Source organism: Brevibacterium sp. VCM10, from assembly GCF_000583215.1.
Taxonomy (GTDB): domain Bacteria; phylum Actinomycetota; class Actinomycetes; order Actinomycetales; family Brevibacteriaceae; genus Brevibacterium; species Brevibacterium linens.
This window is the reverse complement of the sequence record NZ_JAJB01000020.1, coordinates 22956-48367: the sequence shown is the minus strand read 5'-3', so window position 1 is coordinate 48367 and position 25412 is coordinate 22956. Positions and strand designations below refer to the sequence as shown.

Annotated in this window: 23 protein-coding genes; 19 read left to right on the top strand and 4 right to left on the bottom strand. The window is 66.5% G+C overall.

What is annotated here, in order from left to right:
• The first annotated feature begins 81 nt into the window (after nt 1–81).
• Genes AD89_RS0105520 through AD89_RS0105510 form a run of 3 tightly spaced genes read left to right on the top strand, consistent with a single transcriptional unit; the run spans nt 82 to nt 2646 of the window.
• A complete protein-coding gene (locus AD89_RS0105520; RefSeq protein WP_025777613.1) occupies nt 82–501 on the top strand; it encodes a hypothetical protein in 420 nt (139 codons plus the stop codon).
• Complete coding sequence (locus AD89_RS0105515) at nt 491–1990, top strand: sensor histidine kinase (protein ID WP_231488463.1); 1500 nt, start codon at nt 491–493, stop codon at nt 1988–1990. Before AD89_RS0105520 ends, AD89_RS0105515 begins: the two co-directional genes overlap by 11 nt.
• Entirely contained in the window at nt 1987–2646 is a 660-nt protein-coding gene (locus AD89_RS0105510; RefSeq protein WP_025777611.1) for a response regulator transcription factor, read from the top strand. The genes AD89_RS0105515 and AD89_RS0105510 overlap by 4 nt, the downstream gene beginning before the upstream one ends.
• 65 nt (nt 2647–2711) lie before the next feature.
• On the opposite strand, the gene AD89_RS0105505 is transcribed toward AD89_RS0105510, so the two are convergent.
• Complete coding sequence (locus AD89_RS0105505; RefSeq protein ID WP_025777610.1) at nt 2712–3653, bottom strand: beta-ketoacyl-ACP synthase 3; 942 nt, start codon at nt 3651–3653, stop codon at nt 2712–2714.
• A 65-nt stretch (nt 3654–3718) separates the two neighbouring features.
• Here AD89_RS0105505 and AD89_RS19245 point away from each other — a divergent pair, with 65 nt between their 5' ends.
• The 7 genes from AD89_RS19245 (at nt 3719) to AD89_RS0105470 (ending at nt 13479) form a co-directional block, all read left to right on the top strand.
• Entirely contained in the window at nt 3719–4315 is a 597-nt protein-coding gene (locus AD89_RS19245) for a TetR/AcrR family transcriptional regulator (RefSeq protein WP_025777609.1), read from the top strand.
• A gap of 151 nt (nt 4316–4466) precedes the next feature.
• Entirely contained in the window at nt 4467–5816 is a 1350-nt protein-coding gene (locus tag AD89_RS0105495) for a glycosyltransferase family protein (protein WP_231488462.1), read from the top strand.
• A 106-nt stretch (nt 5817–5922) separates the two neighbouring features.
• The gene (locus tag AD89_RS0105490) at nt 5923–7170 is read left to right on the top strand and encodes a colanic acid biosynthesis glycosyltransferase WcaL (protein WP_051505092.1); all 1248 of its coding nucleotides are present in this window, start codon (nt 5923–5925) and stop codon (nt 7168–7170) included.
• Nucleotides 7167–10331 (top strand): ABC transporter transmembrane domain-containing protein, encoded by a 3165-nt coding sequence (locus AD89_RS20535; protein ID WP_331279717.1) that lies wholly within the window; start codon nt 7167–7169, stop codon nt 10329–10331. Before AD89_RS0105490 ends, AD89_RS20535 begins: the two co-directional genes overlap by 4 nt.
• On the top strand, nt 10328–11623 hold the full coding sequence (locus AD89_RS0105480; RefSeq protein ID WP_025777605.1) for a phosphotransferase: 1296 nt from the start codon (nt 10328–10330) through the stop codon (nt 11621–11623). Before AD89_RS20535 ends, AD89_RS0105480 begins: the two co-directional genes overlap by 4 nt.
• Entirely contained in the window at nt 11620–12834 is a 1215-nt protein-coding gene (locus AD89_RS0105475; protein WP_025777604.1) for a phosphotransferase, read from the top strand. Before AD89_RS0105480 ends, AD89_RS0105475 begins: the two co-directional genes overlap by 4 nt.
• A gap of 9 nt (nt 12835–12843) precedes the next feature.
• On the top strand, nt 12844–13479 hold the full coding sequence (locus AD89_RS0105470; RefSeq protein ID WP_025777603.1) for a hypothetical protein: 636 nt from the start codon (nt 12844–12846) through the stop codon (nt 13477–13479).
• Between the two features lie 51 nt (nt 13480–13530).
• Here the strand turns inward: AD89_RS0105470 and mgrA are convergent, their stop codons facing one another.
• Nucleotides 13531–14571, bottom strand: a complete 1041-nt coding sequence (gene mgrA / locus AD89_RS0105465; RefSeq protein ID WP_025777602.1) for an L-glyceraldehyde 3-phosphate reductase — start codon at nt 14569–14571, stop codon at nt 13531–13533.
• A gap of 63 nt (nt 14572–14634) precedes the next feature.
• Nucleotides 14635–14955 (bottom strand): 4a-hydroxytetrahydrobiopterin dehydratase, encoded by a 321-nt coding sequence (locus AD89_RS0105460; RefSeq protein WP_025777601.1) that lies wholly within the window; start codon nt 14953–14955, stop codon nt 14635–14637.
• Nucleotides 14956–15069: 114 nt separating this feature from the next.
• Between AD89_RS0105460 and AD89_RS0105455 the strand changes: the two genes are divergently transcribed.
• The 5 genes from AD89_RS0105455 to AD89_RS0105435 all read left to right on the top strand — a co-directional run bounded on the left by AD89_RS0105455 (nt 15070) and on the right by AD89_RS0105435 (nt 20753).
• Nucleotides 15070–15792, top strand: a complete 723-nt coding sequence (locus AD89_RS0105455) for a GntR family transcriptional regulator (RefSeq protein WP_025777600.1) — start codon at nt 15070–15072, stop codon at nt 15790–15792.
• Nucleotides 15789–17012 (top strand): anhydro-N-acetylmuramic acid kinase, encoded by a 1224-nt coding sequence (locus tag AD89_RS0105450; RefSeq protein WP_025777599.1) that lies wholly within the window; start codon nt 15789–15791, stop codon nt 17010–17012. Before AD89_RS0105455 ends, AD89_RS0105450 begins: the two co-directional genes overlap by 4 nt.
• A 122-nt stretch (nt 17013–17134) precedes the next feature.
• Nucleotides 17135–18646 (top strand): sodium:solute symporter, encoded by a 1512-nt coding sequence (locus tag AD89_RS0105445; protein ID WP_025777598.1) that lies wholly within the window; start codon nt 17135–17137, stop codon nt 18644–18646.
• The gene (murQ, locus tag AD89_RS0105440) at nt 18643–19647 is read left to right on the top strand and encodes an N-acetylmuramic acid 6-phosphate etherase (RefSeq protein ID WP_025777597.1); all 1005 of its coding nucleotides are present in this window, start codon (nt 18643–18645) and stop codon (nt 19645–19647) included. Before AD89_RS0105445 ends, murQ begins: the two co-directional genes overlap by 4 nt.
• A complete protein-coding gene (locus AD89_RS0105435; RefSeq protein ID WP_025777596.1) occupies nt 19644–20753 on the top strand; it encodes a BadF/BadG/BcrA/BcrD ATPase family protein in 1110 nt (369 codons plus the stop codon). The genes murQ and AD89_RS0105435 overlap by 4 nt, the downstream gene beginning before the upstream one ends.
• Before the next feature lie 7 nt (nt 20754–20760).
• Here the strand turns inward: AD89_RS0105435 and AD89_RS0105430 are convergent, their stop codons facing one another.
• Entirely contained in the window at nt 20761–21279 is a 519-nt protein-coding gene (locus AD89_RS0105430; protein ID WP_025777595.1) for a GNAT family N-acetyltransferase, read from the bottom strand.
• 278 nt (nt 21280–21557) lie between these two features.
• On the opposite strand from AD89_RS0105430, the gene AD89_RS18180 reads away from it, so the two are divergent.
• The 4 genes from AD89_RS18180 (at nt 21558) to AD89_RS0105415 (ending at nt 25404) form a co-directional block, all read left to right on the top strand.
• Nucleotides 21558–22550, top strand: coding sequence for a hypothetical protein (locus AD89_RS18180; protein WP_051505080.1), 993 nt, complete (start codon nt 21558–21560; stop codon nt 22548–22550).
• Nucleotides 22551–22635: 85 nt separating this feature from the next.
• On the top strand, nt 22636–23073 hold the full coding sequence (locus AD89_RS19240; RefSeq protein ID WP_155807377.1) for a hypothetical protein: 438 nt from the start codon (nt 22636–22638) through the stop codon (nt 23071–23073).
• A gap of 370 nt (nt 23074–23443) precedes the next feature.
• A complete protein-coding gene (locus AD89_RS0105420; protein ID WP_051505077.1) occupies nt 23444–24838 on the top strand; it encodes an FAD-dependent oxidoreductase in 1395 nt (464 codons plus the stop codon).
• Entirely contained in the window at nt 24835–25404 is a 570-nt protein-coding gene (locus AD89_RS0105415; protein WP_025777593.1) for a GNAT family N-acetyltransferase, read from the top strand. The genes AD89_RS0105420 and AD89_RS0105415 overlap by 4 nt, the downstream gene beginning before the upstream one ends.
• The last annotated feature ends 8 nt before the right edge of the window (nt 25405–25412 follow it).

The following is a 25412-nucleotide window of genomic DNA, read 5'->3' as shown; positions in this document are numbered from 1 at the left end:
AGGCGTCCGAACGCTCCACCTAAGAAGACTCTCATCGCCTCCGGCTCGACTTTGCCGCAGGCCTTGGGCAATGTGGACGGTATGGGTGGACGATCGAAGATCATCGGCTGGATTGTGGCCGGTCTCGTCGTCATGCTCGCACTGCTGACCGTGCTCATCGTGCGCAACACCACTCAGGCGGACCCGCCGGATCTCAGCCCGGTGGAAGTCACCCCTGAGCCGACGGAGACCTCCAAGCCCTCAGATGCAGACGCCGACAGCTCTGCCGACGAAGACTCGACTGGCGCCTCCGACACCGGCGCCTCCGCTGCCGAGGACTCAGATGCCGCGGACTCCGGAGGCGAGGATTCGCGAGAACCTGATGAGATCGAGCACTCCTACGAACCGGTGCCCAACCCGCCTCGTGAAGTCCCCGACGACGATGATGACGGGGACGACGACGGCGACGATGATGACCGGGACGACGACGATGACAATGACGGCGACGACGATGACGACTGAACGGCGCGTCGGGCTGACCGTTCAGAACCGGTTGACCATCACCGTCGCCGCATTGTCCGTGCTCACCCTCTCCATCGTCGGCCTCATCCTCTACACCGTCGAGTCGAGCAACGTCTCCAGTCGGATCACCGCCTCGATGTCTCAGGAGGTCGACGAGATGCGGACTTTCTCGGAGAACGGGATCGATCCGCAGACCGGTAAGCCGTTCACCTCCGTCGATGAGATCCTCAGCAATTTCCTCGCCCAGAACAGGCCCGATGAGGACGAGGTGCTGTTCGCGTTCCTCACCGACGGCCGCGTGCTCTATCAAGGCGAACCGAAAAGGCTGCTCGGGAGTTCGGGCGAATTCGAGAAGGCCGTGGCCGGTGCCGCCGAGAAAGGCGGGGAGATCCGCCTGACCGTCGGCGACGTCGAGTACGAAGGATTCGTTCTGCCCATCACCGGCACCGAGGCGGGAGCGGGCACGACCACGGACACCCAGACTGCACCCACCGGTTCGACGAGCCGGACCAAAGGCGTCGGCGAGGTGGCGGGCGGAACGGCCGCGACGAACGGGGCGGGCGCCTTCGTCGTCGTCCACAACGTCTCGGCCAGTCACTCCGATCTCGTGCAGTTCATGCAGATCTACGTCGTCGTCGCGCTCGCCGCCGCCCTGCTCATCGCCGGACTCTCCTCACTTCTAGCGCGCCGGCTGCTGTCACCGGTGACCGAGCTGAGGCGGACCGCGCAGTCGATCTCCGGTGGTGACCTCAGCAGTCGGCTGGAGACGAAGGGCCATGATGACATTGCCGAACTCGGGCACACCTTCAATGACATGCTCGACCGTCTCGAGGCGGCATTCGAAGCTCAGCGGCGGTTCCTCGATGATGTCGGGCACGAGCTGCGCACCCCACTGACCATCCTCGGCGGTCATCTCGAGACGATGAACGCCGAAGATGTCGGAGACGTCGAGGAGACTCGGGCGATGCTGCTCGATGAGACGGATCGGATGGGCCGCCTCGTCGAGGAGCTGCTCCTGCTGGCTCGTGCCCGCCGTCCTGATTTCGTGCGTTTCGCCGAGGTGGACCTCAGCGGGGTCGTGTCCGATTCCCTGGCGAAGGCCAAAGGACTGGGAGACCGGGAATGGGGCCTCGACGTACCTGAATCGCTGAGTTTCTGCGGGGATCGACAACGCCTGACGCAGGCGCTTCTGCAGTTGGCGTCCAATGCCGTCGAGCACACCGAGGAGGGTCAGAAGATCGTCTTCGGTGCCCGGGATGATGCCGAATCCGTGCACATCTGGGTTCGCGACGAAGGCCAGGGGGTGCCCGATGAGATCGCCGAGGACATCTTCGACCGTTTCTGCCGCGGGTCGACCGACGGGGACGGGTTCGGGCTGGGACTGTCGATCATCTCCGCCATCGCCGAGGCGCACGGAGGCTCGGTCGTGCTCGACCAGACCACCATCGGTGCACAGTTCCGCATGATCCTGCCGAAAGGACAGAAGTGAAGAGTATTCTCGTGATCGAGGACGAACAGCGGATCTCCGCCTTCATCTCGAAGGGCCTGACCGCCGCCGGATTCAGTCCGCAGACCGCCGCCGACGGAATCACCGGGCGAGATCTGGTATTGACGGGAGACTTCGCGCTCGTCATCCTCGACATCGGTCTGCCCGGTCTCGACGGTTTCACCGTGCTCGGGCAGCTGAGAGAGCGGCGCCCCGAACTGCCGGTGCTCGTGCTCACCGCCCGTGACAATCCGGATGACACGATCTACGCTCTCGAGTCCGGGGCGGTCGACTATATGATCAAGCCCTTCCGGTTCGCAGAGCTGCTGGCTCGGGTTCGTCTGCGGCTCAAGGAGAGCCCGCAGGAGCAGGAAGTCACGGAGCTCGTCCGCGACGAGGTGCGCATCGACCTGCTCAAGAGGCAGGTGTGGGTCAGAGACCGTCTCGTCGAACTCTCGGCTCGGGAGCTGTCCCTGGCCGAGATCCTGCTGCGCAACAGAGGCAACGTCCTTTCCCGCGAACAGCTGCTCTCCTATGTGTGGGGATTCGACTTCGACCCAGGCTCGAACGTCGTCGACGTCTACATCGGGTACCTGCGCAAGAAGCTCGGCTCCGATTTCGTCACCACCGTGCGGGGTTTCGGCTACCGCGTGGATTGACTCGATAGGACGAAATCAGCCTCAGTCTGGATCGACTGGTTGCAGGACATGAAGCGGAAGTGAACTCACGGGGACAGAATCACCTGAGACGACCAGGACAACCCGCCCCCGAATGACAGGAGAAGAGTGGGCACTCCTGCTGGCAGCTCACCGCTGTGTGAGAGCTTCGAGAGAGCTAGAGGGATCGACGCGGCGGAGGTGTTGCCGGATTCGACAACGTCGCGAGCGATGAGCGCGTGACCGAGACCAAGGTCGTCGACGAGGGGTTCGATGATTCGCAGATTTGCCTGATGGGCGATGAATGCTCCGATGCTCTCGATGTCGAGGCCCGCCCGAGCCACTGCTTCGCGAGCCGTTGACGCCATCGTCGAAGTGGCCCACCTGAAGACTGACGCTCCGTTCTGAGTGAAATCGGCCTCCCATGATCCTCGAATAGTCACATTGTCACGAAGGCCGGGGTCGGTTCCCCATTCTGCCGGATGGATTCCCCGTCGGTCTCCGGCCGAGACGATGACGGCACCGGCACCGTCGCCGAGGAGGATGCACGATGATCTGTCGCTCCAGTCGGTGACGTCGCTCATTTTCTCCGCCCCGATGACGAGAACATGCCTGCTCTGATCGGATCGGATCGAATTCTCGGCGACATTGAGGGCCGTGCTGAAGCCGGCACAGGCGTTGTTGATGTCGAAGCAGACTGCATTCGTCAGGCCGAGGCGGCCGGCGACCTCTGCTGCGGTGCTCGGACACCTGTCCCGAGCGGAGCAGGTTGCAACGATCACCATGTCGATGGCGTCCGATGCCAGCCCTGCCGATCTCATTGCCATGTGTGCTGCCGGTGCAGCCAAGTCCGAGACCTGTTCGTCAGCTGCGGCAATCCGGCGTGTTCGGATGCCGGTGCGACGCCGGATCCAGGCGTCGTCGGTATTAACCAGTTTGGCGAGGTCATCGTTGGTGACGATGCGCTCTGGCTGGTGGAAGCCGGTCCCTGTGATCGTCGAAAATGGCATATATCTCCTCGGTCGAAGTTTACCGCACGAGCGTACACTAAAAATGTCCGAGGTAGACTGGATGCATGCCCAAACGAACTCTCGACCAGGTGCGGGAGACCCGGGAAACGGTCCTCCGGCGCAGCGCTGATGTCGCGTCGGTCAACGGTCTTGACGGGCTGTCGTTCAGCCAGATCGCTTCAGAAGTCGGCTTGTCGAAATCGGGGTTGGCCGGTTACTTCGAGTCGAAGACCGATTGGCAGCTTGCTGTCATCAGATATGCCCGCTCCGTGTTCAGAGAGTCGGTCATCGATATCGGTCGAGAGAACTCGAATGTGAATACTCCGCTGATCGTCAGCACTTGCCGTGCGTGGTTGGACTACCTCGAATTGCCTGTCTTTCCCGGTGGTTGCTTTTTTGCCGCGGCAGCGGCCGAATTCGACGATCGTGAAGGTGCCGTGCGCGACGCCGTTCGCGATACTTATGCTCAGCTGCGAAATTATATTGCGGCATTGGCGGGACGTGATGCCGATGAAAAGTGTGCCGGAGAGCAGATGGCCTTCGAACTGATCGCGGTGATGATCTACCTCAATCAGAGTCTCCGCATCGGTGATGATCATCACGCCGGATCAATGGCTCGGCGTTCTATCAGCAGAATCATCGGTCAACCAGTCGACGAGTAGCAGAGCCTATTCGCAGACTGCGCTGGCAGTCGCACTGCGACCTCGAGAGATACGGGCGGGCGCTGGAGCAATCTGAACCTAAGATCTTTCTCATCTGCGTCTTAATCTCATCTTAATCACGGACGACAAGCTGAGATGTATGAGAAGACGATTGAGAATCGCATTGTTCTCCCACGACTCGCTGGGACTGGGCCACCTCCGCCGCAACCGGGCTCTCGCCTTTGCCCTGGCCCGGGACCTGCCGGCGCTGACCGGCCGTGAGGTCTCCGGTCTGCTCATTGCCAGCAGTCCCGAGGCCACGCGATTCGACCTGCCCGATGGGTGGGACTGGGTGATCCTGCCCGGAGTCACTCCCGCGCCCGGCGGTTACGTGCCCCGGTCGCTCGCTTCCTCGATGCAGGGGCTGAGGGCACTGCGGGCGGCGGCGATCTCGGCGATCCTCGATCAGCAGCGGCCCGAGCTCTTCATCGTCGACCGGCACCCCTTCGGCATCGGCGGCGAACTCGCCGAGGCCATAGACCGGGTTAGGGGCCACGGTTGCCGCACCGTCCTCGGCCTGCGCGAAGTCCTCGACACCCCGTCCGTCATCGCTGCCGAATGGGAGAAGGTCGGAGGGCCCGCACGCGTGGCCGAATCCTTCGACACAGTCTGGATCTACGGTGACCCGGACGTCTACGATCCCCGGTCCACCGGGGAAGTGCCGGCTCCGCTTGCGGCCAAGGCCGTGACCACCGGCTATCTGTCTCAGGACCGCCCCGCTGACGGCGGCCCACTGCCAGTGGGCGCCGAGGCAGCGAGCGCCCAGCCGGTCGGCGCCGAAGCAGCCGACACCGCGGAGGCAGAGTTCGGTTCCGAGCGGTTCCTCCTCACCTGCCTCGGCGGGGGATCCGACGGCGGAAGCCTCGCCTCCATCGCCGTCGACGCCGATCCGCCCGATGGCTGCCGTCACCTCATCGTCACCGGTCCGCAGATGGCCACGGAGGAGTTCGACCGACTGCGTGCACGTGCCGGTGGGGCCACCACCGTCATCCGCCACCACGACGATATCCCCGGACTCGTCGCCGCCGCCGAGGCGGTCGTGTGCATGGGCGGCTACAACACTCTGGCCGAGCTCATGGTCACCGATACTCCCGCACTTGTCGTCCCCCGCAAGGGTCATCGGGCCGAGCAGCCCAGGCGGGCATTCGCCCTTTCCGCAACCGGAGCGGTCGATGCCCATACGATCGAGCGCCTCGACGCCGATGTGCTCAGCGAATGGTTCGCCGGCCGGATCGGGCGACCCACAGACCGCTCCCATATCGATCTCACCGGATTGGTCACCGTTCCCCGCCTAGCAGCCGAACTCATCGCCGATGACCGCGCCGAGGCAACGGCACTCGCATCCGAAACCGGATCGACGACGGCGACTCCGCCGATCTCTGCGACCGCACCGACCACAACCGACACAGCACCGTCCGCCCGTCTGTCCATCACTCTGGAGGAGACCAGCCATGCTGTCTGAACAGACACCAACCATTTCGACGCCGGCCACGCCGACACCGCGTCCACCGGCAACCACGACCGCTCCATCGGAAAGGCATCCGGGTCGCCGCGCCTACGTGCTCAAGATGTACCCGCGGTTCTCCGAGACCTTCATCGTCTCCGAGATCCTCGCCCGCGAAGCCGCCGGAGAGGACCTCGTGATCTTCTCCCTGCGCCCGAGCACGGACACCCGCTTCCACCCCGAGCTCGCCCGCGTCCGCGCCGAGGTCATCCACATCGACCGACCCTCGAGCGCCCGCAGCTTCTGGCAGACCTTCGCCGAGGCGGCAGCGGAACCGCGCGTGGCCGCGGCAGTGCCGGGCCACCTCGGCGAGCTCATGAAATTGGGCCACGATGATGCGATCCAAGCTCTCACCCTGGCCCGGTTGGCCCTCGACCACGAGGTGGCGCACCTGCACGCGCACTTCGCGTCGGTGGCGACGACCGTGGCCAGGGCCGCCTCGGCGCTGACGGGGATTCCCTACTCCTTCACCACGCATGCGAAGGACATCTTCCACGAAGATGTCGTGCTCACCGATCTGGCCCGCAAGGCCGCGGACGCCGACCATGTCATCGCGATCAGCGAATACAACCGCCGCTATCTGTCCACGGTGCTCGGCCCCGAACTGGCCGACCGGATCGTCGTTGTGCGCAACGGCCTCGAACTCGACCGATTCCCGTACCGGCCCAGGCAGGAGGCGACGGGGGAGGTTCCCTCAGTGCTGGCCGTCGGCCGCCTCGTCGAGAAGAAGGGATTCGCCCATCTCATCGACGCGCTCGCCCGCCTCCGCAGGGAAGGAACGGATTGCCGCCTCGGCCTCGTGGGCACCGGCCCCCTCGAAGAGGAGCTGCGGACCCAGTCCCACGCACTCGGACTCGACGACCTCGTCACCTTCCACGGAGCGCTGACCCAGGCCGAGGTCCGCGACATGCTCACCGACCACGACCTCTTCGTCGCCCCCTTCGTCATCGGCTCCGACGGCAATGCCGACGGCCTGCCCACCGTGCTGCTCGAGGGCATGGCCACCGGAATTCCCTGCATCGCCGGGGCCGTCACCGCCGTGCCCGAGGTCATCGACCACGGCCGGACCGGGTGGCTCGTCGACGGCACCGATGAGGCGAACATCGCGACCACCATCGCCGAGGTGGCCGCCGCCCTGCGTACGGATCCCGCCGGTATCCGTGCCGTCACCGATGCCGCCCGCGACCGGATATGCCGTATGCACGACTCGGCCGTCCAGGCCGGGCAGCTCGCGAGCCTGGCCGACGCTGCGGCGGTGCCTGGGGCAGTCCCTGCCGTTCCGACCGTCCGTGAAATGGAGTCAGTGTCATGAGAATCGCCTATGTCCTCCTCGACCCCGGCATCGGAATCTTCGGCACGAAGGGCGCCAGCGTCCACGTCCAGGAAGTCGTGCGCACCTTCCGAACACTCGGCCATGAGGTCAGCGTCTTCTGCACCCGCACCTACGACGACGTGCCCGCCGATCTCGCCGACCTCGATGTCACCCGGCTCGAGGTGCCGCGCGGCCTCGACCGCTCCCAACGTGAGATCGCACTGCTGCGACTCTCCGACATGCTCGCCGACCTGGTCACCGACACGGTGGCCGCCTCGGGGCAGGGGTTCGACCTCGTCTACGAACGGTATTCTTTGTTCTCCACGGCCGGTGCTCGGATCAGTCAGCGCCTCGATGTGCCTTTGATCATGGAGGTCAATGCGCCTCTGCTCGACGAGCAGCGGACCCATCGCGGACTCGTTCATGCCGAACACGCCGCCCGTGCCACGGCGGCAAGCTTTGCCGGAGCCGAACGCATCGTATGCGTGAGCGAACTCGTCGCCGACTGGGTCCGCACCGACTATCCCGGCCGCGGCGACGTCAGCGTCGTCCCGAACGGAGTGAACACGCAACGGATCACTCCGCGGTCAGGTCACGGCCGCCTCGGTGGGGACGGAACCAGGGCACCCAGCGGTGACGCGTTACGGGAGGACCGCCTCGGTGATGGGGGCCCGGAGGACCACGGTCCGGTGCGGATCGGGTTCGTCGGCACGCTCAAACCCTGGCACGGCACGGATCGGCTCATCGCCGCCTGCGCCGGACTGGTCGGGGACTTCCGCGTCGACATCGTCGGCCACGGCCCCGAATTCGAGGCGCTCGAGAATCAGGTGCGTACGCTCGGGTTGGATGGGCGTGTGCGTTTCCACGGTGCTCTGGCACCCGAAGCAGTGCCGGGGGCGCTGCGCGAATTCGATATCGCTGTGGCCCCGTACCCGGCAGGGGAAAACTACTTCTCCCCATTGAAGGTCTACGAATACCTGGCCGCCGGACTGCCCGTCGTTGCATCGGGAGTCGGCGCGATCCCCGGCGTGCTCGCAGGAACCGGGGCCGCGATCCTAACCGACCCGGCCGACACCGCGGACCTCACCCGCGCACTGCAGAGACTCATCGACGACGCCGAACTGCGCACGACGATGGGAGCACGCGCCCGCGCAGAGGCCCTGACCAGCCACTCCTGGACCCGTCGGTGTCAGCAGATCCTCGCACCGGTGACGGGAACCGCCGGCGACACAGCCGCCGAAGAAACCGCCGCCGTCGATGCCGGTGCCGCCCCCCATCGACAAGAGGATGCCGGTTTCAGGACGGCACCCCACCTCGGCGGTGATCTCATGAGCGGCAAGAAGCTCACGGCCTCGGCGCTGCGGCGGACCCTGCGGATCATCCGCCCGCACCTGCGCCGGCACACGTGGCTGATCATCGGCGGGATGGCCGCACTGCTCGCCGATGTCGTCTTCCGCATCCTCGAACCGTGGCCGATCAAGATCGCCGTCGACGCCGTCACCGCGGCACTTGGCGCCCAGATCGCCCCGACGTTCGGCCTCGACGCCGGAGTGGGTACAACTCTCGCCGTCGTGGCCATCGGCCTGGCGGTCATCGTCGGCGGACGGGCCGCGGCGAACTACGCCTCGACGATCTGCTTCGCCCTCGTCGGTGCCCGCGTGGCCACCCAGCTGCGCTCACGCGTGTTCGACCACGTCCAGTCCCTGTCGCTGCGGTACCACTCGAAGGCCTCGATCGGGGACACCTCGCAGCGGCTCGTCGGTGACATCGGACGGCTGCAGGAGGTCGCCGTCACCGCGGGCCTGCCGCTGGTCGGCAATGTCATCACGCTGGCCGTCCTCCTCGTCGTCATGGTCATCCTCGACCCCGTGCTCAGCGCCATCGTGCTCGTCACCGCCGCGGTCTACGGACTGCTGTCGAAGGCGGCGACCCCGAAGATCACGAAGGCCTCCCGGTCCACCCGCAAGGGCGAGGGCCGACTGGTCGGATCCGCCGCCGAGGCGCTCGGAGCCATCCGCGTCGTCCAGGCCTACGGACTCGAGACGACCGTGGCCCGCGACTTCGCCGACGGCAACGAACGCGCACTCAAAGCTGGGGTGCGGGCACGCCGTCTGGCGGCCGGGCTCGAACGTTCCACCGATGTCCTCGTCGGCATCTCGCAGGCTCTCGTTCTCGCCTTCGGCGGGTGGCAGGTGCTGCGGTCGGCGATGTCCCCGGGTGACCTCGTCCTCTTCCTCCTCTACCTCAAGATCGCGATGAAACCGCTACGGGACATGGCCAAGTACACCGGTCGCATCGCCCGCGCGGCCGCCTCGGGGGAGCGGATCGCCGACCTCCTCGACGAACCCGTCGAGATCGCCGACGCCCCCGACGCCGTGTCCATGGGCCCGGTCTGCGGTGACGTCGTCTTCAACCGCATCACCTCGACCGACGGCCACGGCAGGCCACTGTTCGATGAACTCGATCTGCTCATTCCGGCCGGCCAGAAGATCGGTATCCTCGGTGCCTCCGGAGCGGGCAAATCGACCCTGACGAGCTACCTGCTGCGGCTCTCGCAGCCGGATTCCGGATCGATCTACCTCGACGGCTACGACACCCGCAACGTCACCCGCGCCTCCCTGCGGCAGAACGTGTCCGTCCTCCTCCAGGAGTCCGTGCTCTTCGCCGCGAGCGTGCGCGAGAACATCCGCTACGGCAGGCTCGACGCCACCGACGCCGAGGTGGTCGCCGCCGCCCGTGCGGCCCGTGCCGATGAGTTCATCCGCTCCCTTCCCGACGGATATGACACCGAGCTCGGCAACCGCGGGGACACACTTTCGGGCGGGCAGCGGCAGCGCCTGGCCATCGCTCGGGCCCTTGTCCGCGACGCCCCGGTCGTCGTCTTCGACGAAGCGACGACAGGACTCGATCCGCAGACCCGCGCCGAGGTGGCTGACTCCGTGTCCGCGCTGACACAGGGCCGCACGAGCATCGTCATCAGCCACGACGTGGCGATGATCCGCGGACTCGACCGTGTGGTGTGGCTCGAGGACGGACGGATCGTCGAAGACGGAACACCGAGCGAGCTGTCTGCGGCTGCCGACTCACGCTTCTCCCGGTGGATCCGTTCGCAGGCCGACGAAGCCGACAGCTTCTCCACCTATGCAGGAGCCTCATCATGACCACAGCGATGTCCGACCCCGTAAGCGACCACGTCGACACGAGATTCGCCCTGCTGCCCTATATCGACGAACTGCGATCGGCAGAAAGCCTGTCCCAGCGCCTCGGCTTTGCCGTTCGACCCCGCCGGATCCGCGTCAAACCGGGGCGCAGCGCCATGGTCGCATGGCAGCGGGAGGAACCCGGCCACCTCGGCGGGTTCGCGGATTGGGGTTTCACCGCAGTGATGACGGGTTCGGACAAGCTCGCCAATGCGCGGCGGCGAGCCGCCCGGCACGGGCAGGATCTGCTCGTCCACGAGGCTGCCGACCCGCGTTCGGCCGGTGCGACCGGTGCCGTGCTGGTCAGCGGCGGCGTGCTGGCCGACCCCAGGATCGGTAAGCATATTTCGCGGACGCTCGACCACCTCGGCGGGAATCTGACGATCATCGGATACAACCCCGCCAGGCGGCTGCTGCTCAAGCACACCCCCGTCTATGGGGCGCCGGAATTCCTGCGGATCACCGCCGACTCCCAGAACCACCTCGCCGAGGCGGCCGACCGTTGGCAGCGCGCCCAACTGCCGAGCCTGCCGGTCGATTTCGTCGGCGGACGTGACACTGCCACGCGTTCGCCGTGGTGGGGGACCGGTGACCTGAGCGATCACCCGGATCCGAACGTCGCCGAAGAGGTCGGCGTGATCATCGCCGAACTCCACCGCGGCACGGGGGTCGATTGTGTGAGTGCGCCGAGGACAGGTACTGAAACCGGTGCCCGCATCGTCGATGCTGCTGCCGACCCGGTCAGTGCTGTCGTTGACCAGGCGGAGACAATCGTCCGGTCAGTGGTTCGGCTGCTGCCCGAGAGAGAAGCGGAGATCGTTGGTCTGCTCGCCCAGCTGCGAGTTCGACTCGGCACGTGCAAGGGCCAGGACCGGCGGGAGATCCACGGAGATCTCAGCCCCGACCAGGTGCTTCTCCGTAATGCCGAGTGCCGGATCATCGACCTCGACCGGTCGGGATATGGGCCGGCCGGGATGGATGTGGGCAGGTGGATCGCTGCCTGTCGCGTCGAAGGCGGGCAGAGTGAGCTGACTGGACTGAACGGGCTCGAGCAGCCTTTCCTCGACGGTTTCCGTTCCGCCGGGGGTGAAGAAGTCGACCTCGGTGCGTGGACGGCATGGGCCATGCTCACTGCCGCACTCGAACCCTGGCGCAGCTGCTCAGAGAATTGGAGGGTCGAGACGATGCGGATCATCGACCTCGCTGGCTCCGCTCTGGAAGAGAATGCCCCGACGACGGAGGTTGCACCATGACCGTGCCGGAACAGGTCGTGACGAAGCCGATTGCGGCGAAGCAGGTCGCAACGAAACAGACCGTGACGGAACAGTCTGCGATGAAGTGGGGCGCGGCCCTGCACATCCCCGACGCAGTCACGATCGACGGACAGGAGTGGTCTGTGCGCCGAGCCTGGCCCGCAGGAGACAGTCGAATCGCGTGGGAGGCATCGCTCCCTGGCCAGGGGATCCGGGTCGGCTATCTCGACGAACACGGGGTGCGGGTCCTCGACGCGGACCGTGACCCGAAGCTGCCGGGACTCGCCAGGCTGCTCGCAGACGGTGGCCGGCTGGTCTCTCACCGGCCGGGCAAACGCGCCGTCGTCCGCCTGCCCGACGGCAGCTTCGCCAAATGCGTTCGTTCGGGCCGCGCCGCGGCAATCCTCGCGGGACAGCGCCGAGCACAGGCGTTCGCCGTCGGGTTCGCACTGCCGGAGGTCCTCGCCGCCGACGACTCGACTGCCGTCCTCTCCCGCCTGTCCGGAGTCGAACTCCATGATCCGGCCCGTCTCGGTGAGGACTGGAAACGGGCGTGGTCCGAATGTCTCGAGGCCTGGGCCCGAGCCGGCTCGAGCGGCCGGAGCGGCGAGGCAGGGCATGCAGGCGCCGCAACCGGGGGTGGTTCCACGGGTGTCGAGGTGCCCGCACACTCGGCTGCTTCCGAAGTTCAGGTTCTCACGGAGTGGCAAGAGCGGGCGGCGAACCTCCTCGGCCCCAGTCGGCACCGAGTCGACGTCCTCGTCTCCGACGTGAGTGCTGAGTTGATCGACCAAGCACCGGAGACTGCGGAAGGGAGCGAACCTGACTGGGGCCCGATCCACCGCGACCTCCACGACAAGCAGCTGATGTGGGACCCGGTCTTAGGGCCAGGTCTGCTCGACGTCGACACAGCCTGTCGCGGAGAGCGCGAACTCGACCTCGGAAATCTCGCGGCACACGCCCGCTGGCGATGTGCGCAGGGGCTCTGGACCGAATCGGAGGCCGAGGTCGTGCTCGATGCCATCTGTACGGCCGCCTCGGCGAGCGGATCGGACACAGCACGGATCCGTACCTATGAGCGCGCCGCCCTGCTGCGCCTGGCCTGTGTCTATGCGTTCAGACCGCGGTGGAGCGATCGCACGGGAATCCTTCTCGACGCTGTCGAGTCGAATCGCTCCGAGGCGGTGAGGCGGCGGGCGTCGACAGGCTAGTCTGGGCGCATGCTGGTGCGTGACAGGAACGGATGGGTGCTTCCGGCGAATCCCCGTGCCATAAGCCGTATCTCACGGTTCTCCCGAGCCGTCGGCATCGGCTGCGCGATCATCGGTGGGTGGGCGCTGCTCTGCGGCCTCGGTGTCCTGCTGTTCGGAGGTCTCATCCTCGACGCCGTCTCCACAGCCGATCCGGGCGATAGGAACATCGCCCGGTGGTGGATCGGCGGAGGACTCACGGTGTCCGGAGGGGTCTTCACGACTGTCGCCATCGTCATTCTCATGCGGCTTCGCACGCTCCGCAGGGTCCCTCGGCAGCCGGTGCTCACTATCGACGCGCGCGGCGTCTCGGTGGTCGGTATGGGATCGGCCGACTATGAGGATCTCGTTTCGATCCACGCTCGCATCGGATCCCGGCCGATCCAGTGGTCCACGACCATGGCCAAGACCGCCGGCAATGAGCTCGCCGCCACACTGGTCGGTCGAGGCCGAATCGTCCACGAGCTCGTCATCCGCCGGCGCAGCGGACCGAACATCCGGGCCGACCTGTCCATGCACACGAGTCCAGGGGGTTTCGCACGGCTGGTCGATCAGCTGCGAGGACTCCTCGCTCCGTGGTCCATTCCTGTCGAGCTTCGGCGCTGAGTGCGGTCGTCGCAGGACTGAAGACGGGGTGTGGGCGTCAGTCGGGTGATCTCATTCCGCGGTGCTGCGGCGCGCGTCTCCCCAGATGTCGACACCGGAATCGACTGCGAATTCGTCGATTGCCGTGAGCTCTTCATCGCTCAAGGGCGCAGCGTCGAGAGCCGCGACATTGTGCTCGAGCTGTTCGACACGGCTGGCCCCGATGACCAGCGAGGACACCCGCTCATCCCGCAGCGCCCAGACCAAGGCCATCTGCGCCAGAGACTGACCGCGGGCGGCCGCGATGTCGTTGAGCCCGCGAATCCGGGCGAGGTTGTCGGCGCTCAGGAACCCGTCCTTGAACGATGGCTTCGCCTTTCCGGCCCGCGAATCGTCGGGCACTCCGCCGAGGTACTTGTCCGTGAGGAGGCCCTGGGCGAGCGGAGAGAAGCAGATGACGCCGAGCCCTTCGTCAGCGGTTGTCTCGAGCAGTCCATCGTCTTCGATCCACCGGTTGAACATCGAATACGACGGCTGGTGGATGAGCAGGGGAGTGCCCAAGTCGCGAGCGATCTGCGAGGCCCGGGACGTATCGGCGGCCGAGTACGAAGAGATGCCGGCGTAGAGGGCGCGACCCGATCGCACAGCGGTGTCGAGCGCGCCGATGGTCTCTTCGAGAGGCGTCGAAGCATCGGGGCGGTGGGAGTAGAAGATGTCGACATAGTCGAGGCCGAGCCGACGCAGTGACGCATCGAGACTGGCCAGGAGGTATTTGCGGCTGCCGCCGGGGCCGCCATAGGGGCCGGGGTGCATGGTCCAGCCGGCCTTCGTCGAGATGATCAGCTCATCCCGGTAGGGGTGGAGGTCTTCGCGCAGCAGTCGGCCGAAATTCGTCTCCGCCGAGCCCGGGGGAGGACCGTAGTTGTTCGCCAGGTCGAAGTGCGTGATGCCCATATCGAAGGCCCGCCGGACGATGTCGCGTTGGTTCTGAAAGGCGACATCGTCGCCGAAGTTGTGCCACAGTCCCAGCGACAAGGCGGGCAGGACGAGTCCGGACCGACCCACTGGGCGATAGGTCATCGAGTCGTAGCGGTTCTCGGCGGCGAGGTACACACGTTCTCCTGGTCACGAGGCGGCTGAGCCTTCAGCCTAGTACGAACCCGAAGAATCGGGTGGTCAATCCGCGTTCGGGTCTGCTTTCACTCCCGCCGAGGCGGCCAGTTGACTGATCGTTCCCGCGAGGCCGAGGTCGCGCTCGGTCACGGCGCCCGTATCGTGGCTGGTCAACTGGATGTCGACGTGAGGGAAGGTCAGAGTGATGTCGGGGTGGTGGCCAGCTTCCTCGGCGGCGGCACCGATCTTATTGACGAGGTCGAGACCTGTCGCGAAGTCGCCGGTGAGCAGCCGAGTGCCGATCGCGTCGTTTCGGGCCTGCCAGTCGGTCAGGCCCTTGTCGTCGAGAGTATCTGTCAGTTCCTGTCCGGTGAATGCAGTCATGCGCCCATCGTAGGTACCACCGGGGCGTCCGTGAACCCCTGGCGTCCGGATGTCTGTTCGCAAAATAGACCACTGGTCTTGATTTAGTGGTGTGTCCTGTGCCTCAATGGTGGTGTGACGAAATTCCACGCCATCCGCGACCAGCTCCTCGACCGCCTCGAGAGCATGGCCGCCGGTGAGCAGTTCCCTCCGGAACGACAGCTCGCCGAGACTCTCGGCATCTCGCGGATGACCCTGCGCCGCGCCATCGACGAACTCGTCGCCAAAGGCATGGTCCGCAGGCGTCACGGCACGGGAGTCTTCGCACTCGGTCCGAAACTCGACCAACCGCTTGCGGCGAGCTCCTTCACCGAGGACATGCTCGCCCGCGGAATGCGTCCCGGGTCCCATATCCTCAGCTTCGACACCGCCGAGGCGGGCGCGCACGTCGCTCGCCGACTCCACATCGCCGAAGGCGACGAGGTCATCGCGATCCTGCGCCTGCGCCTGGCCGACGACGAACCGATCGCCCTCGAAGAACTCCATGTCCCCTCGGTTCTCGTGCCGGGGCTGAGCGCCGACGACCTCGAGGACCAGTCCTTCTACGAACTGCTGCGCCGGAACTTCGGCATCCGCCTCAACCACAGTGTGCAGACGATCGAACCGACCCTCCTCGACGCCGCTGAAGCGAAGCACCTCGGCGTCGAAGAGCTCTCACCGGCGCTGCTGTTCGAACGCATCTCCCGCGGAGCCGATGACCGCCGTTTCGAATTCGTCCGCTCCGTCTACAGAGGCGACCGTTACAAGGTCCGCACCGAACTCTCCGTCCCCGCCCAGACAGGAGGAGTGCAGCCATGATCATCGCCGGACTCATGACCGGAACCTCCGCCGACGGCCTCGACCTCGTCATCGCCGAATTCCGGCCCGACCCCATCAGCGACACGGAACCCACTCCCACCTTCGACCTCGTCGGCGCCGACCCCACCACCCTGACCGTGCGGATCCTCGCCGAACGCGAAACCTCGTTCGACGACCAGCTCTCCGCCGACATCCTTCGCCTTCTCGAACCGGCAGAGCTGCCGTTGTCGCTGGTCAGCAGCGTCGACGCCCGCCTCGGCCGCTTCTGCGCCGAGGCACTGTCCGAGCTGTGCACCGACCACGGCCTGCACCCGGACCTCATCGTCTCCCACGGACAGACCGTCCGCCACGACATCAGCGACGGTCAGGTCACTTCGACCTTCCAGCTCGGGCAGCCGGCCTTCATCGCCGAACGGCTCGGGGTTCCCGTGCTCTCCGACGTCCGTTCCCGTGACGTCGCCGCTGGGGGACAGGGCGCCCCGCTCGTCGGGCTGCTCGACTCCCTCCTGCTCTCCGACGCCGAGGCTCCGACCGCGGTGCTCAACCTCGGCGGAATCGCGAACATCACCGTCATCACTCCCGGCCAGGACCCCATTGCCTTCGACACAGGCCCGGCCAACGCCCTCATCGACATCCTCGCCCGTCGCATCACCGACGGCCGGCAGAGCTATGACCGCGACGGTGCGCTCGCCGCAGCCGGCGCCGTCGACGAGGATCTGCTCGCCGCGTTCCTCACCGAACCCTTCTACGCACGCCCCGCCCCGAAATCGACGGGCAAGGAACTCTTCCACGCCGCCTACCTCGACTCATTCCTCGAGGCCCACCCCCACCTCGGCGAGCATGATCAGATCGCCACGGTCACCGCGCTGACCGCGCGCACCATCGCCGAGGCGGTCCGAGACCACAACGTCACCACCGTCATCGCCTCGGGAGGTGGGACGAGGAATCCGGAGCTGATGCGCCGCCTCGGCGAGGAATTGGGTGACGGTGCCACCCTCACGAGCACGGACGCTGCTTTCGGGCTGCCCGAAGGCAGCAAGGAAGCGCTGCTCATGGCACTCCTCGGGTGGCTGAGCTGGCACGGGCTCGACGGCACGCAGCCCAGCCTGACCGGGGCGATCGGACCGCGCATCGCGGGTCGGTTCACCCCCGGTGACGGACCGCTGCGGCTGCCCGAACCCCTCCACCGACGACCCGCTCGGCTGAGACTGACCGACTGAACCGCGGCAGACACCGTCCGCGCGATGTCACCGGCACACCGACCACGACTGACCAAATCAACCCGACACACTCCACCACCACCAAGACACCCCAACACAACACCCCCAACAAGGAGAGACCAATGCAGATCATCGACCTCCTGGTGATCGTCGCCTATCTCGTCGCAACGGCGTGGCTGGGACTGGCACTGAGCGGAAAGCAGAGCAGCCTCAAGGGCTACTTCCTCGGCGGGCGCGACCTGCCGTGGTGGGCCGTCTGCCTGTCCGTCGTCGCCACCGAGACGAGCGCGCTGACCGTCATCGGCATCCCCGTCATGAGCTACCTCGGCGACCTCAACTACCTGCAGCTGGGGCTGGGCTACATCCTCGGCCGCGTCATCGTCGCCTACTTCATGCTGCCGCGCTACTACGACGGTGAGATGATCACCGCCTATGCCTACCTGGGCAAACGCTTCGGCCAGTCGACACAGACCACGGCCGGCGTAACCTTCCTCTTCACCCGACTGCTCGCCGACGGCATCCGCGTGCTCGCCGCGGCCATCCCGCTCAAGGTCATCCTCGACGGGCTCGGCGTGCACACGAACTACTTCGTCATCATCGTCGTCCTCTCCCTGGTCACGATCGTCTACACGTTCATCGGCGGCATCAAGGCCGTCGTGTGGGTCGATGTGGCACAGATGATCCTCTACGTCCTCGGCGGGATCCTCGCGATCATCATCATCTCCGCCTCGGTCGGAGGCGGCTGGTTCGCCGAGGCGGTCGAGGCCGGGAAGACGAACATCTTCGTCTTCGAGGGCAATCCGATCAACGCGGCGAACTCGTTCATCCCCTCCCTGCTCGGTGGTGCGGTGTTCGCGATGGCCTCGCACGGTTCCGATCAGCTCATCGTCCAGCGACTCCTGTCCTGCCGATCGAAGGTCGAGGCGCAGAAGGCGCTCATCACCTCCGGATTCGTCGTGGTCGTCCAGTTCGCGATCTTCCTGCTCGTCGGACTGGCGCTGTGGGCCTACTACGATCGCGCGCTGCCGGCCGATCTCGGCCTGACCCGTGACGACGAGATCTTCCCGCACTTCATCATCGAGGGCCTGCCCGCCGGTATCTCCGGTCTGCTGTTGGCCGGTATCCTCGCCGCGGCGATGTCGACCCTGTCCTCGTCCCTGTCGGCGCTGTCGTCGTCGACGGTCAACGATGTCTACGCGAGGCTCAAGCGCACGCCGATGACCGACGAACAGGGCTTCAAGGTCGGACGATGGGCGACGATCGGCTGGGGCATCGCGTTCATCCTGCCGGCGACGATCTTCGAGTCCGACTCCGGCAACATCGTCATCCTCGCACTCGGAATCGCGGGCATCACGTACGGCGGTCTGCTCGGGGCGTTCGTCTTCGGCATCGTCAACAAGCGGGCCCGGGCGCTGGATGCGAACATCGCGTTCGCCCTGGCCGTGGCCGTCAACGCGTTCTTCTTCGTCATGGAGAAGTACGTCACCGGTGAGGTGTGGGTCGCCTGGCAGTGGTATCCGCTGCTCGGCGTCATCGTCACCTTCATCGTCGGCGGCCTGCTCGGTCTGCGCCACAAGACGAAGGTCGTCGAAGAGCCGATCCTCGCCGAGGCGGAAGGAAGCCCCCGTCCATGACCTCCTCCCAGCGCCCACTCTCACCGACCGAGCAGCGCAATCCGGCGAGCTCCGGACTCGACGACCTCGACACCCTTGGGGTGCTGCGAGTCCTCAACGCCGAAGACCACGCCGTCATCGACGCGGTCGCCGCGGCGCTGCCGCAGCTGGCCGAGCTCGTCGACATCGCGGCAGAACGCATGCGCCGAGGCGGCCGCGTCCACTACTTCGGCGCAGGCACCTCGGGGAGGTTGGGCGTCCTCGATGCGAGCGAACTCTTACCGACGTTCAACCTCGAACCGGGCCGGGTCATCGGGCACATCGCCGGCGGCCAGGCGGCATTGGTCGACGCGGTGGAGAACGCCGAGGACTCCGGGGCCGACGGATCCGCGGCCGGTGCGGAGCTCGGTCCCGACGATGTGGCCATCGGCATCGCCGCGAGCGGGTCGACCCCGTACGTCGGCGGGGCGCTCGACGCGGCGCGGGCCAACGGCGCTCACGCCGTGCTCATCTCGAACAACCCGCACGCCTCTCTGGCCGAGACGGCCGATGACCACATCGTCCTCGACACCGGCCCCGAAGTGATCACCGGATCGACCAGGCTCAAGGCCGGCACCGCGCAGAAGCTCACCCTCAACGGGTTCTCGACCGCGCTCATGGTCGCTCTCGGCCGGATCTGGGACAACCTCATGGTCTCGGTCGTCGCGACGAACGCGAAGCTGCGCGAACGCACCGTGCGCATCCTTCGCGAGGCCGCGGACCTCACCGATGCCGACGCCAGGGCCCTGCTCGAGCGCTGCGACGGCGATCTCAAAACCGCCATCGTCGTCTCCTTCGCCGAGGCGGCCCCCGCCCTGGCAGCTTCGACCCTGGAGTCCCATGACGGATCCGTCAGGGCCGCGATCGCCGAGCTCGTCCGGACGGGCGCATCGTCCGATGACGGATCCGGCTCCGGACCGGACGACTCCGGACCGGACGATTCCGGTCAGGACAACCCCGGGCCGGGTACCGTGGGCGCATGAGCCTGATCCTCGGCATCGACATCGGCGGCACCGGCAGTCGGGCCGCACTCGGCGACGTCGGCGATGCTGCTGACCAACGTGGCAATGCCGTTAGCAGACCGGGCATCGCTGACGGCGGGGGCTTCGTCCCACGCATCGTCGACCAGATCGCCGGACCGCGCATCGAGATCGGGCCGGGCGGCAGCACCGTTCTGCATGTCGTCCGGGACCTCCTGCGATCGGCCGCCGATATCTGGTCGGAGCGCTTCTCCGAGGTGGGCGGCATCGGCATCGGCGCGACCGGTATCGCTTCTCTTGCCGAGGATCCTGCCGAAGCTCTCGCCGAGATCTCGTCCGAGTTCGGCGTGCCGGCAGTCGCCGCCATCGATGCCGTGACCGCCCACCTCGGTGCTCTCGGTGGGACCGGTGGGGCGATCAGCGTGCTCGGGACAGGGGCGATCGCCATCGCCCATCCGGGTCCGGACGAGGCTGGCCATTGGTCAGCCGAATGGTCACGAGCCGATGGCTGGGGTCACCTCTTCGGCGATCGCGGGGGAGGAGCATGGCTGGGACGTCTTGGTCTCGAACTCGCTCTGCGCACTCATGACGGTGTCGACGAACGAGGTCGTGCGCTGCTCGAGGCTGCCATAAGACGATTCGGCCCACCCGTCTCGTGGCCGGGTCAGTTCTATACCCGCAGCGACCGGGCCGGACTCCTCGCCGAATTCGCCGTCGACGTCGCTGATTGTGCCCGGGCCGGCGACACAGCATCGGCCGACCTGCTTCGCAGTGCGGGAAGGGAAGCCGCCCGCAGCGCCGTGGCCGCGCGAGCAGCCCACCGTGGCGACGCTTCGTCGACCTCGGCTCCTGCCGACGCTGTCCCGCGCTCTGTCGCCACACGTGCGGATAACCGAGCCGCGGATAAGCCCGTACGCATCGCGCTCACCGGCGGAGTCGCGGCCGCGGGGAGCCACCTCGTCGAGGGATTCCGCACCGAAACTGCGCGATTGGGCCCGACGATCGCCATCGTCGGGCCCGCGGGCGGACCGCTCGATGGGGCACTCACGCTCGGTCACCTCGGTGCCGGTGGGAAACTCAGCGCGCAGGACCGGGTCATCTGGACCTGACGGGCCGTCAGGTGGCGCGATCCTCAGCCCGGGCCTCTCGCACCATCCGCACCTCGCGCACCCCGTCGTAGTCGTCGGTCTTGACCGTGCCGTCGGCGACGAAGCCATTCTTCGCATAGAACGCCTGAGCGCGCGGATTCGGATCGGCCACCCACAGCGCAGTCGTCACGGTCGGATCGACGACCGCATCGAGGAGGTCCTGGCCGACGCCTGTGCCGTGCATGGATCGATAGGCGTAGAGAACGTAGAGGTGCCGGTCTTCGACGCTTCCGTCGGTTTCCCGCGGTCCGGACATCGCAATGCCGACGATCCGGCCATCCTGTTCGGCAACGGCGCTGACGTATTTCTGCGGGGCCGCCTCGGCGAGAATCTGCGTCCACATCTGCCGGCGTCGAACGACGAGGTCGGGAGCATCGAGGAATTCGTCGGGCATGATCCCGCGGTAGGTCTCCTCCCAGCTGTCGACGTGGACTCGCGCCATTCCGGCGACGTCGGCGATGACTGCGGGACGGACAGCAGATGTCATGAAGCGACTCTACCTCGGGTGTCGATCGTTCACCTGACCTGCGACGTTTCAGAACTGATGGTGGAGGTTCGGTCTCCGGCACGAAATGTTCACCTGACCTGCATCTGTGCACAAACCACTGGTCAGTCGGGGCACCCAGGGTCAAGAGAGTGAGAGCGAACCGCGAAGCAGTCACCGCCGTCGAATCACCACCCTCAGCACACCCACTTCATCGCCCGTCCCGACCGTCGCCGCCCGGGTCTCGGAACTCGGGAACAGGAGACGTCTCGTTCGGGCCGGTGGCACCACCGCCCGCCGACCTCGAACTGCCGATGGGCCCGCGCACCCGGCCGTACCGATTCTTCGAGGCACTGCCGGCGGCGATCAGCTTCACTGCGGTCGGGCTCGTGTTCATCCTCCCGTTCGTCGATGTGATGCTCGGGGCGGTCTACGTGCTCTCCATCGTCGGGCTGATGTTCGTCCGCGCCATGCTCGGGGCGATCGACGTCGCTCGCGGCTTCGTCCGCTTTCGCCGCAGCGCTCGGGTCGACTGGGCGGCACGCCTGACCGACCTGGAACGGGCCCTGGACGGGCGCCCCTCCTTGGCACACCCGCGCGGCGGATTCCGCGCTGCCGACCACGCAACGACCATCGAACAGGTCAGGCGCAACCCGGACTCGATCATGCGACCATCGACCCTGCTCCACGCGGTCGTCGTGGCCGCGTTCAACGAGCCCTACCCTGTCATCGCCGACACCATCCGCACCCTGCTGCACACGTCGACGAAGCCCGAACAGCTCCTCGTCTTCTTCGCCCATGAGGAACGGGGAGGACCGGCGATAACCGAGACGGCTCGGCGGCTCGAAGCCGAGTACGGCCACCGCTTCGGGGCCTTCGTCCTCGTCGAACATCCGGCCGGATTGCCCGACGAGATCGCCGGCAAGGGCGCGAACATCACGTTTGCCGGACATCGCCTGGCCGAATGGGTCCGTGACCAGGCCATCGACCCACGCCGGGTGATCGTCACGAGCCTCGACTGCGACAACATCCCACACGAGTCCTACTTCGACGCCGTCGCCTACGAATACGCGATCGCCCCGGACCGCGAGCGGCTGTCGTTCCAGCCGATCAGCCTCTACATCACGAACATCTGGGACGTGCCGGCGCCGTCTCGAGTCGTCGCCAGCGCGAACTGCTTCTGGAACCTCACGACCACGGTCCGGCGGCTCGCCCTGCGCAACTTCGCCTCCCATGCGCAGCCGCTGACTGCACTGGTCGAGATGGGCTTCTGATCGAAGCGGACCATCGTCGAGGACGGTCACCAGTACTGGCGCAGCTGGTTCCACTTCGACGGCGACTACCGGGTCGTGCCCGTCCATGTCCCGATCTTCCAGGACGCCGTTCTGGCCGGGAGTGCTCCGGTTCTTCTCCCTGCTCGAGGGGCACGTCACCCTCGCCTCGATCTCGATCATCATCGCCATCGGCGGCTGGATCCCCTTCGTCGTGGCCACGCAGACGGGGCAGGCCACCTCGGTGGTGGAGGGCATGCCGATGACCGTGGGCATCATTCAGCAGATCGGCATGATCGGACTCATCGTGTCCGTCGTGGTGTTCAATGCGCTGCTGCCGCCCCGGCCCATCCACGTCCCGCGCGAACGCTGTGTGACGATGTGGCTGCAGTGGCTGCTCTATCCGCTCACGCTGCTCGTGTTCAACTCCTCGACGGCGCTGTACTCGCAATGGTGCCTGCTCACCGGGCGCTACCGCGAACGCTTCGACGTCACGGAGAAGAGGGCCGGCGGAGCGTCCCGGTGAACCGCTGACCCGCTGACGCTGACCGGCTGACCGAGTGCCACCACACCAACTGCTGCAAAGTGTGAGCGTCCAGCCTGAAGGCTGCGCTCCTGCACTTTGAAGCAGTTCGCACCTCCGCCACCGAGGCGGTCGGCCGACTGCCCAGCGCGTGCACCCCATTTCCGCCGGTCGTTTCGAGGTCTACGCTGGGAATCGGGCCCTATTGCCCTTCGGACGCTGGCGCCCAGCGCACACCAGTGCTCACCGCGCTCCAGTGTTCACCGGACCGCAGCCCCACCGCGCGCCAGCGCCCACAGGACCCCGGCGTCCGCGGAGTCAACGGCGCCGGCGGTTCCCAGCGCCGCAGCGCCGACCAGCCGAGGAGAGTGTCATGCCCGACACCGACAGCCCACACCCCACCCGCCACGACAGCGGGCACGTCGATTGCATCATCAGCGGCGGAGGCCCCGCCGGGATCGTCGCCGGTCTGCTGCTCGCCCGCGGCGGAGTGAAAGTCGTCGTGCTCGAGAAGCATGTGGACTTCTTCCGCGATTTCCGCGGCGACACCATCCACCCGTCGACCCTGCGCCTGCTCGACGAACTCGGGCTCTACCACGAGTTCGCCCGCATCGCCCATCGCCGCGTCGAAGGCGTGACCCTGACCGGGCGAGGCGGCGGGGACGTCCTGCTCGCCGACTTCACCCGCCTCGACCTGCCACACCCGTTCATGACGATCGCACCCCAGTGGGACTTCCTCAACCTGCTTGCGAAGGCGGGGGAGGACGAGCCGAACTTCGACCTGCGGATGGGGGTCGAGGCCACCTCGTTGATCTGGGATGACGATCGAGTGGTCGGTCTCCGTGCCCGGAATTCGACCGTCGCCGTCCCGACCGCGTCGATCGCGCCCGGCGTCGCCGAGGCGGCCCCACCGCCAGAAGACACCGATGTCCACGCCGGGGAACGACCCGACAGCGCTTTCGATGCTTCCACCCCGGCCACCGTCGAATTCCGTGCACCGCTCGTCATCGCCGCCGACGGCCGGTGGTCGCGGGCCCGCGCGGAGGCGGGACTGTCCGTGAGACAGCTGCCGTCGACGATCGATGTGTGGTGGTTCCGCATCGACACCGAGGCGGTCCTGCCCGATTCCGTGGCCCCACGAGGCGGGAACGGCAAGGTGTTCGTCGCAATCCCGCGCGACGGACACGTGCAGATCGCCCGACTCATTCCGAAGGGTGCGGACGAGCGGCTGCGTGCCGAAGGCATCGGAGCGCTGCGTGACGCCGTCGCGGAGACCTACCCGCAGCTCGCGGCGGATGTCGGTCAGGTCGAATTCGACGATGTGAAGCTTCTCGATGTTCGCCGCAATGAGGCCAGACGATGGTTCACCGCCGGTCTGCTGTGCATCGGCGATTCCGCACACGCGATGAGCCCGCTCGGCGGGGTCGGGGTCAACCTCGCGGTGCAGGACGGAATCGCCGTCGCCCGGACACTGGCCGAACCGCTGCGTGCCGGGTCGGTGCGGACCGCAGAGCTGCGGCGCCTGCAGCTGAGACGACTCCCGACCACGCGGGCCGTCGAACTCCTGCAGTCAGGAATCCACCGGATGGTCGAACCCGCTGTCCACGGGCACCGGCCCATCCGCCCACCTGCACCGGTGGAATGGCTGCTGACGACCTTCCCCGCGCTCACCCGCATACCGGCGCGCATCCTCGGCGTCGGCATCACTGCCGAACACGCCCCGGACTTCGCCCGGCGTGAGGAACCGACCTTCGAAGGAACACAATGACCGAAATCCTGAGCTTGCGTCCATTGCTGCCCACCGATGAGGCGGAGCTGCGCACGTTCCATGAGCAGCTGCGTGCCGACGATTTTGAATTCCTCCAGGCAGAGGGAACGTGGGCCGATATCATCGCCACTCACGAGCGCGAGGCGAAAGGAATCGAACTCCCGCCGGGGCGAGTGCGTGCGGAGTTCCTTGTCGCCGAGGTGGACGGCCGACCCGTCGGTCGCACCCCCATCCGGTACGAACTCAACGATTTTCTGTTCACCTCGGGTGGTCACGTCGGGTATGCGGTCGCTCCTGAACTCCGTCGCCGAGGATACGCCCGGCAGATCCTGTCACTTTCGATCGAACGACTGCGCTCGGCCGGTGTCGAGAGCGTGCTCGTCACGTGCGATGAGACGAACACCGCCTCGGCGAGTGTGATCGAGCAGTGCGGGGGAGTCCTCGAGGACGTGCGCGTTGACGGTGACGGACCACCCAAACGCCGCTACTGGATCGGCGCAGATTCCGGTTTTCCTCAATCGGCCTCGACGGCCAACACCAGTGCCGTGGTGACGGCGGATCCGTAGAGTCGAAG

Excerpts from the sequence above, each read along its gene's own strand:
- AD89_RS0105520 (WP_025777613.1), top strand. The coding sequence starts at position 82 with ATGGGTGGACGATCGAAGATCATCGGCTGGATTGTGGCCGGTCTCGTC.
- AD89_RS0105515 (WP_231488463.1), top strand. The coding sequence starts at position 491 with ATGACGACTGAACGGCGCGTCGGGCTGACCGTTCAGAACCGGTTGACC.
- AD89_RS0105505 (WP_025777610.1), bottom strand. The coding sequence starts at position 3,653 with ATGCCATTTTCGACGATCACAGGGACCGGCTTCCACCAGCCAGAGCGC.
- AD89_RS19245 (WP_025777609.1), top strand. The coding sequence starts at position 3,719 with ATGCCCAAACGAACTCTCGACCAGGTGCGGGAGACCCGGGAAACGGTC.
- AD89_RS0105490 (WP_051505092.1), top strand. The coding sequence starts at position 5,923 with ATGTACCCGCGGTTCTCCGAGACCTTCATCGTCTCCGAGATCCTCGCC.
- AD89_RS20535 (WP_331279717.1), top strand. The coding sequence starts at position 7,167 with ATGAGAATCGCCTATGTCCTCCTCGACCCCGGCATCGGAATCTTCGGC.
- AD89_RS0105480 (WP_025777605.1), top strand. The coding sequence starts at position 10,328 with ATGACCACAGCGATGTCCGACCCCGTAAGCGACCACGTCGACACGAGA.
- AD89_RS0105475 (WP_025777604.1), top strand. The coding sequence starts at position 11,620 with ATGACCGTGCCGGAACAGGTCGTGACGAAGCCGATTGCGGCGAAGCAG.
- AD89_RS0105470 (WP_025777603.1), top strand. The coding sequence starts at position 12,844 with ATGCTGGTGCGTGACAGGAACGGATGGGTGCTTCCGGCGAATCCCCGT.
- AD89_RS0105460 (WP_025777601.1), bottom strand. The coding sequence starts at position 14,955 with ATGACTGCATTCACCGGACAGGAACTGACAGATACTCTCGACGACAAG.
- AD89_RS0105450 (WP_025777599.1), top strand. The coding sequence starts at position 15,789 with ATGATCATCGCCGGACTCATGACCGGAACCTCCGCCGACGGCCTCGAC.
- AD89_RS0105445 (WP_025777598.1), top strand. The coding sequence starts at position 17,135 with ATGCAGATCATCGACCTCCTGGTGATCGTCGCCTATCTCGTCGCAACG.
- murQ (WP_025777597.1), top strand. The coding sequence starts at position 18,643 with ATGACCTCCTCCCAGCGCCCACTCTCACCGACCGAGCAGCGCAATCCG.
- AD89_RS0105435 (WP_025777596.1), top strand. The coding sequence starts at position 19,644 with ATGAGCCTGATCCTCGGCATCGACATCGGCGGCACCGGCAGTCGGGCC.
- AD89_RS0105430 (WP_025777595.1), bottom strand. The coding sequence starts at position 21,279 with ATGACATCTGCTGTCCGTCCCGCAGTCATCGCCGACGTCGCCGGAATG.
- AD89_RS19240 (WP_155807377.1), top strand. The coding sequence starts at position 22,636 with ATGTCCCGATCTTCCAGGACGCCGTTCTGGCCGGGAGTGCTCCGGTTC.
- AD89_RS0105420 (WP_051505077.1), top strand. The coding sequence starts at position 23,444 with ATGCCCGACACCGACAGCCCACACCCCACCCGCCACGACAGCGGGCAC.
- AD89_RS0105415 (WP_025777593.1), top strand. The coding sequence starts at position 24,835 with ATGACCGAAATCCTGAGCTTGCGTCCATTGCTGCCCACCGATGAGGCG.